Raw genomic sequence first — 12,311 nt, forward strand, 5'->3', positions numbered from 1 at the left:
ACGTTGCTTGCACCACATTATCGGCCACGAACAGCGCTAAGCAGTCCTAGTGGCGGTGGAGCTAGTGCTGAAAGCCTGTTCGTGAAAATGCATCCGACACGGTCAATCAACTGCTCCGCTCCACGAGACTCTCGAAATCATAGCTCCCCGGAACGCCAAGCTCAACGAGTTGTCCGACAATGCTGTCGATACGATTGCGCATCGGATGGGCGGGCGTGAGTAGCGCCGAATCTTCCTCCGCAGCTGTCTTCAGCCATTCCACTAGCTGCCGGCCGATTCCGAGCTCCACCCACATCCCGATATCGGTAGGCAGCCGCTTGAGCCACTCTTCCGCAGCATGCAGAAGGAAATCGAGATGCCGCACCCGTGGAGCTACGAGCAGCATGTTCATTGTGCACAATGCGACGAAGGGAGTGGGGCCACCCCGTACGAACGGGCGCAGCACCTCCAGAATAGGATCGATGCGATCAAACACCGCTGGTACGAGGTGGCTGGTGGTGCCACCGATCAGGTTATGCGTATTCAACAATAACTTGGCGACCACACCACCGATGTCGCGATCAATCGACAGATCACCCGGTCGTGGATCGCGGTTCCAGTAACGCAACTTCGAAGCGCGGGCCACCAGCCGACGGCGAAGCTCCACCGCACGCTCGGGGGGGCGCGATACGTCGTTGAAATAACAGACATCGGCGGTGTGGAGCACGATCTCCGAAACGTCTCCGAACGAGCGATCCGGAAGTGCTTCGATCTGCGCCAGCAGTTCATCGAACCGATCGTCGCTGGCGTCCATCAACTCGTTTGCGACGAAGACGTAAAAAACGTTGTTCCATTCCATAACCTCTCGATCTAACTCGATATCAGGCGGATGACCGAATCCGTTTTTCCTTGCGGACCATATGGCATAGGCTTCGACGATCTCCGAATGCCATTCCCGTGCCAAATCGTTGTCCGCCAGAAGATTCAGCCACAGCGCGACAGCCTGAGTGTCAACGTGAACGCTCGCTTCTGGAATCCGTCTTGGGCTTGCTGCATCTTCGAAATTATCGATTTCCGCCGAGCGCGAGCTTTGCACACGTGTGTATTGACTGAGAACCGGCTCTTCCTCCGGAAAGGCGGGCCAGGCAGGTTCGGAACCGCCGTCCAGCCAAACAGCCTCGGCTTCGACTGTCAGGCAATCGATGTTCTCCTTCTCACGTTCGTATCTGGCCGCTTCCGCCTTGGCCTCGTCCCAGGGGCTGCGCCTCCAACGACTCGTGGCGAAGGCGGCGCGCGCGGCAGACTTCAGCAAACGCGGATCGGTTCCAGCGATGACATCCAGCGCCGCCAAGAACGCCGGCAGCGCGCAACGGTCCTGCCGCGTTGCAGCGCGAAGCAGTGCATCGCGATCGGAATTTCGGTCGCGCCGGCACCAAAGATGGATCAATGCCAGCACCGAGAGGGCTTGAGGATTGTAGGCGAGTGCTGAGCTTGAAGTGCGGAAGCTGTCTCCCTCCTGGGACAAGATGAGCCTGACAACCTCGCGCACCCAATCCTCGTGTTCATCCAGCAGCGCGTCATCGCCGTCGCGCGCCGCAAGCATCGCCGTCGCCGCAAGACGGGTCGACCTCGACCGAAGCACATCGGAATCGGTGTCATCCGGCAGTTTGCCGTTCGCGAACTCTACGGATTCACGTGCGACGGCAGCATTGGCGTGCGCGAGGTCGTGTATCGCGAGCTGGATCTTAGATTCGATTTCGATGGAGCGACGGCGATCGCTATGATGTTCATCAAGGCGCGCCAGATGCTCCGCCTCCGCCGGTGGTGATCGATACTCGCGCCGGTCTCCAACTGCGACCCAATTGCGTTCGTCAAGCACGTTCAGCGCATAGGTACCCATAAACCCTGGATCGCTAAAGTCCGCATGCGCAGCGTACGGTCTAGTCCTAACAACGGCTTTTTGGAGCAGTATTCTCACCCGCCGAGACGCTTCGTCGTCCCGAAGATAGCCCGGCAAGAATCTCTCGAGCGCAACACCTCGCGAGCGTTTTGCTTGGAGATCAGCGAGACGTATTCTTCCGTCCGGTTCCTGGGCAACGCCGAAGCCCAATGTCGACAAGGAATCATGCGCTGCCCTTCCTCGATCCGCCGCCAACAATTCCGGGGACGCGATGAAGGGAACCAACAACTCCCGACTCGCCGGCCAGTGGGACAACAGAAGATCGATCGCCACAAGTAGATAAGCCGCACAACTGCCGTCGGCGCCGAGAATGTCGGCTATTACGGCATCCAACTGCTCGCCGGCCTCGACACGGCCGTGCCCCCAAGCTTCCAACGCCATTAGCGCAGACGCCACTGAATACTCCCGAGCCTGGTCGCGCGACCAGAGATAAGTTTGAGGCCATGGGAAAAAACGCGAGCCGTCGTCAAGCTTTAGTAAGAATCCGGTCGATTCCGGATCGCCGTAAGCAGATCGGTCGGCAATAGCTTCATCGACGAGCTTGCGTACTAAGTCGAGGCCCACGGCGGGCTCCGCCTCCAGCAGGTCTAAAAATGGCGTCTGCGCCGGCGATGGTGGCAGGTAGTCGCTGTCGTTGAAACTGAACGCTTTATCCCGACGGCGCCGAGTCTGCTCTCGACGGTCTTGAGATTCGATCAGACTTGCCTCAACGAGATTGGCGAGTTCCCGCGGTGCTACGCGTGCGATCGTCGCGCTGAATGGACGGATCTCCCTAAGCTTGAAGCCTCCTTTCTCCGCGGCGACTGCACGCAGATAGGCCTTCGTCTGTTCTGGTGCGTAGGCGGATAGTAGCAAGGACACTGCCCTAAGCTCCCGCACCATTGACCTGCGGTCGATACGCAATGGCGTGGTCCCCGCAGGAATCAGGACGTCCGCATCAGGCTCATCGAGTTGGCGCAGCCAGCCGAAGAGCATCCCAGCGATAGATGTGGCCAATCTTGGTGCGCCGGTAACCAATAGGTACAGGGCCTGCACAATCTTGACGACAGGCGAAATCGCCTGAAGCGGAATCTCCGCTGAGTGGCGGAAGCACCAGTCCATCAGCCTCGACGCGGATGCGGTCGTCGGTACGCGGATGGCCTTCGGGAGCGAGGACAACCATGCCGCCGATTCGCCAGTCAGGTCTCGCGCTATGTCAGCGGGCGCCATTGTTTCCACTGCCGTCACGGCGACGCAAAGCTCTATGAGCAGCGCTCCGTCTCGCGCGAGAAGCGCCGCGCTACAGCGCTCAAGCAAGTTTACTGAAAGTTCTGAGCGAACAATCGCCAATAGCACTTGACGCCGCCAGGAACTGTGAGACCCAGAAGCCGACAATCTTTCGAGGAGCGCAAGCCATTGCGAGCCGTCGGCGTTCTCCAGCGCAAAGCGCCCGGCGAACTCCACACCGCGTGCGACCTTCGCCGAAGCCGGAGCTCCGAGGTATAGCGCGTTGAAGCGATCGGGATCCTCGTGCAGGCGGGCGCCCACAGCCCAGTCCCGAAGCACGTCGTGGTAGAAACGCAGATGGTCTCGCCTGGGCTCTGTCAGAGTCTGGGATCGCAGGAGGTGGTTGCGCGCGGGCGAATCGTCACGGACCTCAATCGCGTTGCCACCTGCTAAGGCGGCGTCCGCGAGATCGGCCATTAGCCGCTGGGCCGCTCGCCGGTCGGAGGGTTCCACGGAGTCCGCGGTCCGCCACCAGTGGCTTGCAAGTGCCGCCTCCGACCGGATCGCCGTGGTTGATGGCACCTTGAGCAGTCTCGAGAGCCTGTACAGGTTTCGGACGATGGCGGCGGCGGCGTGTCCCGGCGCCAGGAGCTCCCGAAGCTCTGGGGCATGCTGGCGCAAGGTCTCGACTTCATCGTCGTCAAGCTCGCCGACGACGACCGCGTGGATCGGTCCAAGCAGTGATACCAACTCCGGCGCAAGCCAGTCGTCTCCGTCAACCCGGTACTCCGGTCGTGATGTGGCGACGATCAACAAGCCTTCGATTGCGGCGACTTCCCGCAGCAGATCGTTGACCGTTCGGCGTCGCGCAGGAGACGTGAACATCTCGAGGCTGTCGATGAAAATCACTGCGCCACCGCTCGTTGCTAAATCCCCCAAGAACTCCCGTGCCGTTGCCTGAAGATCCAATGTCTGTGCCAAGGCCGCCCAACCGCCCTCCGGCGTGCTAACCGGATCGAGGACGAGAACGTTGGCTTGAGAAATGATGCGTTCGGCGGCATGCTTGAGCACCGCCGACTTGCCGACGCCAGGACCACCGCTGATCTCGACGAAGCGATGCTGATCGAGTGCTAAGTCGAGCGCCTCGATCGCTTTGAGTCGAGGAAGTTGGACTCCGGCGACGCTGTTACCGATCTCGGCCAAGGCCTGTCGTGATCTCTCTGCCAGTTTCAGCCTTGCTGCGGAGAAGTTCCGGTCGCCTGAGAGGCGGAAGCCCCGGTCAGAGAGCAGGCCTCGCAGTTCGACGCGTTCGACGAAGCCGCCCGCCTTTGCCCTCTCGAGCGAAATTTCTATGAGGTTGCTCCATAGCGCTTCCGCTCGCGGAGTGTCCCCTGGGGCGAGGATCTGTCTGGCAACGAACAACCCGTGGGTTCTTGCCAGCGGCGCACTCGACTCGAAGTCGAACTCTAGGATCAGGAACCGCCTAATGAAACGCCAGATCGCACTGTCATCGTCCGCAACCCCTGCCGCCACGAGGTTCGTACGGAAAGTGTTGCAGAATTTTCGCATGTCGAGCCCGGATACGCCTTTAGCCGCCAGTCGGCTGAAGAACTCGGCTCCGGTCGCAGCTTTGCGCGCCCATTCCAGGACGTCTTGATATGGACCTGAGATGGCCCTGCTCGTCCGTTGCGTCGCAACCGCAAGCCGATGCCTATCTTCGGGAATATCTTGTGCGTTATTCCTGGCTACTTGCCTGCAGACCTCTTCGAATACCGTGTCCTTCGGGGCGAACGAGATTGTCCGCTTCGACTGAATCTCCAGCAGCGTCTCACCAGCATGAGATGTTCCGTGGATCACCAGATCGTCAAGCGAGAAACCCTGATCCACGCCTTGGTAACGAACGCGCTGGATGCGCGCCCCGGGCAATCCTCGCGGCTCGATATCGGCGAGGAGCGCCAGCAGGTAGAACGCACCAAGCTCGCCTTCGATGTAGGAGCCGGCGCCGCCGCGTGCAGCGGGACTCGAGTCATGACTGAGGGCGGTGGGATCGTCACGGTGCATTGCCATATTCTGCCTTGAATCGCACCGGGTGCGTGGCCCTTATGAGGCTGAGGATCCCGTCTGTCGCCGTCGCCTATCCCCGAAATCAATCTAACTCTACTACCTAGGCTTCTTCAGTGGGTTGCAGCAATCGGTTGAATCCGCACCCAAGAGCAGACATGGTGCCGGGGATGGGCTATGGACCAATGCTCCGTGTCGCGGACATCTCAAGCACGGAAGGCGACGAGCACCATGCTGCAACTCAGTAATGCTTTCAAGGACGTGCGACTCCCCTATGCAGGCGAACTAGCCGCGCTGACGGATACGCCGGGCACAGGACTCCGACATTGGCAGGGATCGCCAAAGAGGTTCATCGCAAGATTCCGCGACGGATTTTCTCCGGCGATAGCCTGGTTGGCCCGGAAACAAGCCTCCATTATGTTGCTCCCCTCTTGCCATTGCCTCAGGAACTCTGGAATCCACGCCAATGCGGTAACGGCCTGAATTGGCCAAGGAGAGGCGATGACGGTAGAGCAGCCGGCATTAAGAAGCTGCTTGGCAAGCCCGCTGGTAGTGTTTGCGCCCGGCACTTTATCGGATCGTCCGCCGTTACAGACGAAGAGCACGACGACCCGTACATTGCGCAGCGCAGTAGCCAGCGCCTCTGCCGGGATCTTCAAGGTTCCCTCGTCGTTGAGCGCATGAAAGTACTGGCCTTCTGGCGATACATTGCCGTGCGCTGCAATGATCGCAAGGTCGGCGCCGCCAATGCCGATGGGCACCTCGCTGCCGGTATCGAAATGAAATCCGTGCTCCTCGAAGGTTGGCGCAAGATTCTCCACCAGCATGTTTAGGCTCTCTCCCGCACCGCCATTGGAGATCCATGCGCACAGTCGACCGTCGCCCGTTTGCTCGCGACGATAAGCTTCTGCAAGCCACGTCAGCGAAGGGGCCGCGCCGATCGGATATTGCGACCCGGCCAGTACGCCATTAGCCAATAGGATGTTCGGTGGAATGGATCGAAGTTCCGTGTCCATAATGACCAACGTGGCCGAACCTGGGAACGCCGCTAAGTTGCAGCCATCAAGCGTGTGAAGCATGAGTTCGCGGTCGCTGTAGAAAGATTGCACGCCCTCTTTCTCGTTTCCATAGGCGTAGGGATAGGTCTTTTCCCAGTTCTGGAACCAGCTGTAGCTGAACCCGGTCTCCTCGATCAAGTGGGCGACACCGTCGTTGACGCGCAGGGTCAACAACTCGCCTCGGTTATTGAGCGTACCCATGACCAAAGCAATACCTCGTTGGCGGAGATATTCTGCCATGACCAGGAACGCTTCTGGTGCTTGGAACCGCGCCGGCGGCCGCGGATTGGCGATCCAGCCAGGTGCGGCTACGCCTCCGTCCGCGCACATCTCAAAGGCAACCAGAAGTTCTTCCGGCGCTACCTTTGCGGCATTAAGCGTTAGGTAGTTTCGTGCCAAGATTGCGATTTTGGAGGAATCATGAGCGGCATCATTCGAGTATCGTGCGTCGCCAATCGACCGATACAGGTTGAACATTAGAGTGGAGGCGGAATCATCGATGCCGACCGCCGCGGCTAGAGAATTGCCTTGCGCAGATTGACCGCGTAGGGCCTTCTGCACATCGACCGCGCCAGTGGGAGCTTCCACTCCAACCGTCGTACAGATATCGATCAACTGGCTCAGCATGATGAGAATTTGCGTAGGGCTTTCCTTCCTCTCCATGACTTCCCTTGCATTGTCGCAGGCCCTCACGACCAAGGGAGGTAACCGTTCCCTGTAGCTGGGCGGATCCGTCAAGACTTCCTGCATGTCGATGGTCAGGCCGAGAAAGTCCTGTTGATGGCTCACCGACGCATAGTGATCGATCGATTGCAGCGCTGCATTGGATTCTCGAAGCGCGTCACGCGCCCAATCGAACAACCTCGCCGCACGCAGCAGGCACACCAAGCTATTCAGTTCGTTCCAGCCGGTGATCAACTGACCTTCCGAGCAGCTACGCAGTGCACAGGCGAACGCTACGCAACTAGTCAGAAGATCCGACGTCCGAGCATAGATGTCAGACATGGCGAACCACGCGGCCTGCGCCCGGCTCTTGGATCCCACGCTCGATAATAAAATTTGCTCGCAGAGGTTGCGCGCAAGCTGGGCCTGGCCTGCATTGGCGAGTTGAGTCGCAGCGACTCGAATCAGGGAAATATCTTGGTTGGGCCGCTTGGCATGCGGTGCGACCGAAGTCCCAAGAAGCACCCAGTGCATGAAGTGCTCGATCTCCTCTTCGCTTGCCAGCGGATCATCCCAGGAGGAAATGAGATGGCTGACCGTCGTCACCACCGCATCCGGTGGATCCCGGAGGATATGAGCGGGCAAGATGGTTCTGCCCGGCACGCAGGGCGATCGAGAACTCAGCCAGGTAAAGGCCTCGCGCAAGAACCCATTCTGTTCAAGCCTGTCTAATCTGATGAACTCGGCATCTGATGGGCAGTCCATTACAATCTGAATGCGGCTTAACCGGAGCATTGTAGAAACAATGATCGGAAGGCCGTAGTCTCCGCTCCGCTCCACAGAGAGCAAGCTTATCAGTCGACTCCTGACACCCTCCCGCATGGTTCGGGTTGAGAGATAGTCGATGACGCCAAGAATCAGGGTCTCGGCGTCATTAGCCATCGTTGGCCAGCTGTGCTTCGACCGGTGAAGCAGAAGCCAGTCCAGGACATCGAGCAACGCACCAACTTCTGGTCCGCGCGGATTGCTTGCAAAGGTCTTGGCAATGCGGATTGCTTCCGACGCTGCCCCTTGGCGCAGGATATGCTTTACGGCAGCCACCGGGACGGCGGTCCCGCGGGGGCAATCGTTACAAGCGGATAGTGCCTTAGTGTAGTCCGGCGGGTTGGTATCGACCAGGGCCATTTGCAACGCATACAGCGGCTCTCGCAGTCGATGATCTTGAGCGGAAATGTTTCCAACTGCGCGGATGAAGTCGCCCTGCGTCAGGGCTCTGTACCAGCGTATTTGCCGCGCCTGATCCGTGGCAGGATCTTCCTCCAACACTCTGTTCTCGAAATGGAGAGCGAGATCATTTGACCGAATCTGCAGGGCGGTCGCTATCGCCTTTTCGATGGATGAGCGCAAGAGCGGTTCATTGAGTATGGCGCGCAGGAAGTTTTCGGCGTCGATATCTGCGCCCGCGTTCGCACAAACGAGGGCCAAGAGTAACAACGCCTCGGGGTTAGGGGCCGGGCTGCGAGACAACGTCTTGAGTTCTTCGTAAGCCTGCACGGGCAGATCAGCTGCATGCAGCATATTAATGCGCAAGAACTTCCTATCCTCCTCGCTAGGCATCTTGATCGAATCGAGAAGCTGCAGTGCCGCACCAATTTCGCCAGTCCGAAGCAAATCGTTGCATTGCGATAGTTGTTCTTTTATCTGTGCTAGTGGGTCATGATTCATCGGGTCTTGGTCGTCCATAGTAGCGTTGCGAGATTTTCCCATGGAGCCCACCGAGTCATCCTGTGCCAGCCAGCTTAACCCGCAACCAGATAAGCTGCGGTGACGGCTGTGGTCGGATCACGCAAGTGAGAACGCTTCCGCGCTTTGCTTTATGAAGATCAAACCCTTCGACTGATCGTTTTGGCGATCGCCACCCAGCTTCGGCCGTCCTCGATAAACATCCCTATCCCCCGCCCCATCCATTTTAGCTTTTGGAAACAAAAGTGCGCTTACAAAAGCAGATCAAAGCATACGCGCGAAGTGGACCTCGGTTCGAATTATCACTTGATATTGCCTCGAAAAGCACGATATATATCTCTTGAGAACAATTGCTGATATTGCTCCACTAGCAGCTTGCACTTTTGGGTAAAAGAATCCAGATGTGCGCTTGAGACAATACGAACAAAGGCTCGTTTATTTTGCTTCCAGTATGCCCTGAACTCGAAAGAGCTATCTGGGACTTCCGTAAAATTCTGTTCGCCGGAGAGAGATTCGGAGTACTCATATATCGTGGTATTAACTACAATAACAGGAAAGCCGAACACAAGACCTAGCTCCTCCTCACTGGAAATCCATGACGCAGCTTTTAAGGAACCAACAGACGCTGCGTATGCCAGATCTGATTGCCCGGAGAACGCCTGCTTAAGAGCATAGCCGCCGCATGAAGGTCCGAAAATTTCTGCATAGATGCGCACGTAATCAATAATATTATCGCCTAGCGCATGCCGAGCACCTTGAGATAGCAAAGCTATGTGAAGTCCTCCATATCTGGTATGTTGGTCGCGACTGGTGAGGACGACCCAAGGCTTATCGCTCGACTTACACTCAACAGCGAAAAAAGCATTGAAGCAGCCTGTGGCATCACGGCGGTAAGCGAGCAAGTCAATCTCTCGGCCTTTCTCCGTCTCAGGGTCGACATAAGCGGATGATTGTTCAACTGAAAACGAAGCATGTTTAAATGAGCGTGCGGCCTCGATTTCCAGTGGAAATCCGGTGGAGTTGAACCAGCGCTTTAGACTTTCCCCAATCGCTTTAGAATTCATGGCAGCATCTAATTACCTAATGGCCGGATACGCGGTTCGGCTATACGATTATTCATGGCAACCCTTACAGCGCGCTACTCCCTAGTACGGCTCGATCTTAGGAGCCCGGTGCCCTGTAAACAAGAGTGCAGAATCGGTCCAAGTGGGGACGCACTAGCATTTATTCGCTGTGCGCCGCACGGCGGAACACTCATTAGTGCACCTTGATCATAAGGGTGCAAGGCCCGGCTAACAAGTAGGCCGATTCCCAAATCTAATACTATCAAAGAAAGCGGTACCAGATGCTGTCTGGAAGGCCTGGGATGCCCGATTGGGATCAGAAGTGACGTAGAGAGCGAAGCAGGCCGAGCCGCCGACGCTTGGAGAGCCACCCAAATTCTGTCAGTATCCTTGGCGAAGACACGGAGAGTCCCCGATGCAACGAATATTTGAGATCTACCACGACAACGAAGCAGTGCGTCTTGTTGAAGAAGCCACAGTCGAAGCCTGGGACAACACCTTTACGGTTATAGTGGGTGAAAACGGCGTCGGTAAAAGCCGTCTCTTGTCAGAAATTGCGCGATCGCGCGTACGAGAACTTCATGGCCGTAATGATGTCGGGCGACACAGTCGGGCACCGGATCCCATGGTCATCGCCGCGTCAACGAGTCCTTTCGACAAGTTTCCCGCCCCGCCGAGGCGGCCGGCCAAGGCACAGAAGAACTATCGGTACGTGGGTATGCGCGGCGAGGGCATCTACGGCGCCTCATCAGCCGTTTCTCTGCTGTCGTCCGCGGCTCGTGGATTACTTTCAAAGTTGGCAGAGACTCCTCCAAGTTTGAACTTGCTTGGTGTGCTGGATTCGCTGTCATTCTCTCCTGTCTTCGACTTCATCTTGAAACCACAGTTCCAGCGCACAAAGGCAGACGATCCGTCGGGCCGCTACTTGCGCAAGGACGACAAGGTTTCCTTTGAGCATGATTCATACAAGTACACGATTGATACCCGACTTGCAGCTATCCTTGAAAGTACCGAAGGTTTCCAAGAAGTCTTAAAGGACCTGTCCATCGCCGCCGACTTCATTAATTTTCCGGGCACATTGAGGATGACGGTTGACTTTCGTACCAACACTGCAAGCCTTGGAGGCTCTCCGGTTAGGGCCAAGCAACTGAGAGCAATATTAAGGCTATTTGACGAGAACTTGATTAGGCTTATGGACATCGAGGTGCAGAAGCATAAGCAGGTGGCTTTCAGCCTCAAGCGCGCCAGTTCCGGCGAGCAGTGTTTGTTGGTACTGATGCTCGGCGTGGCAGGTCATATCCAGAACAACTCCCTAGTGCTGATAGATGAGCCCGAAATCAGCCTCCATCCTGAATGGCAGGAGCGATTCATGGCGCTGCTGCAGACAGCCTTCTCGCATTACAGAGGTTGCCAGTTTGTGATCGCTACACACTCACCCCAGATCATCGCACGCCTGAGCGGCGCTGGATCTTTTATATATCACCTGCGCAAAAAACAGCTCTATCCAGCATCGCTGTTCGAGCGCCGCTCGGCGGACTACCAACTGGCCGAGCTATTTGACGCGCCCGGAATGATGAACGAGTACATCTCCAGGGTTTGCTTCAACCTAATCGCGCAAGTCCGCGCTGGCCGGACTATTACGCGGGAGATGAAGCTTGAGATCGATTGGCTTTTTACCACGCGTGCGAAATTGGATTCAAGTGACAAGCTTAGAACCCTGATCGACTCAGTCGGAGAGCTTATCAGTCAGGGGCAGTCATGATTCGTGCCATAGTTTTCAGTGATGATGCAATCAATAGAATTTCTGCCATACGCGCCGACCCTGCGTTCGATCATAGAATGTGGGCTGATGAAAGTCTCGAATTAGTTCGCTGCGAGATCCGCGATCACTATCGGCGCGCACAGCTCTTTAGGTGTGTTTATTGCCTTAATCCACTGGCCGTTAGGGCTGCCGTGGGGTCACCCGTCGAACATATTGCGCCCAAGTCGATCTACCTCAACTACATGTTCGAGCCACTCAACCTTTGCGTCTGTTGCCCTGACTGCAATGAGTACAAGAGTAACAGAGAGGTTCATGCCGATCCGCCGGTTAAGGGGCGGGTACCAGTAGCATATCCAGAAGACCCTGGTAGTTTCCGGATCGTTCATCCCCATTTTGATGACTACTCAGAGCATATACGGCGGGCAGGCATCCTCTACATACCCTTCAGTGAAAAGGGCAGCTACACCATCTATGTCTGCAATCTGGGGCGTTATTTAAATGAATTAGGCATGAGCGAGGAGCTATTCAACGACTTAAACGCCGTTATGCAACGCCATCAATTCCATGAGCGCTAGTTAGATGGCCAGGTGATATTGTAGCCAACTTTGGCCAAGGAACTATATTGCCCCCCCCCCGAATTAGCTCTTAGCACGAAGGTCGGTATCGACGTCTACGCCCAAAGTGTCCGAAAAAGCGGGCTCTACCTTTTCAGCAGTGGCTTTATCTTTCGTGCCTTAACGTTTGAGTTAAGCCCAGCCGTGAAATAGCGTTGGCTTGAACGATTTAGCCATCTTCGCGGGGCGCGATGACGAGGA

5 protein-coding genes are annotated in these 12,311 nt (G+C 56.8%); 2 read left to right on the forward strand and 3 right to left on the reverse strand.

The features are described 5' to 3' along the window. Positions 1 to 106: 106 nt before the first annotated feature. The 3 genes from NUG21_RS09980 to NUG21_RS09990 form a co-directional block, all read right to left on the reverse strand. The gene (locus tag NUG21_RS09980; RefSeq protein ID WP_263392955.1) at positions 107 to 5,212 is read right to left on the reverse strand and encodes a P-loop NTPase family protein; all 5,106 of its coding nucleotides are present in this window, start codon (positions 5,210 to 5,212) and stop codon (positions 107 to 109) included. Positions 5,213 to 5,478: 266 nt separating this feature from the next. Further along, positions 5,479 to 8,670, reverse strand: a complete 3,192-nt coding sequence (locus NUG21_RS09985) for a CHAT domain-containing protein (protein ID WP_263392956.1) — start codon at positions 8,668 to 8,670, stop codon at positions 5,479 to 5,481. A gap of 302 nt (positions 8,671 to 8,972) precedes the next feature. Continuing rightward, positions 8,973 to 9,734: a hypothetical protein gene (locus NUG21_RS09990; protein ID WP_263392957.1), complete on the reverse strand. Its 762-nt coding sequence runs from the start codon at positions 9,732 to 9,734 to the stop codon at positions 8,973 to 8,975. Between the two features lie 415 nt (positions 9,735 to 10,149). Between NUG21_RS09990 and NUG21_RS09995 the strand changes: the two genes are divergently transcribed. Then, a complete protein-coding gene (locus NUG21_RS09995) occupies positions 10,150 to 11,496 on the forward strand; it encodes an AAA family ATPase (protein ID WP_263392958.1) in 1,347 nt (448 codons plus the stop codon). Beyond that, entirely contained in the window at positions 11,493 to 12,071 is a 579-nt protein-coding gene (locus NUG21_RS10000; RefSeq protein ID WP_263392959.1) for an HNH endonuclease, read from the forward strand. Before NUG21_RS09995 ends, NUG21_RS10000 begins: the two co-directional genes overlap by 4 nt. Positions 12,072 to 12,311: the final 240 nt, after the last annotated feature.

The sequence above is a fragment of the Xanthomonas sp. CFBP 8445 genome (assembly GCF_025666235.1).
Taxonomy (GTDB): domain Bacteria; phylum Pseudomonadota; class Gammaproteobacteria; order Xanthomonadales; family Xanthomonadaceae; genus Xanthomonas_A; species Xanthomonas_A indica.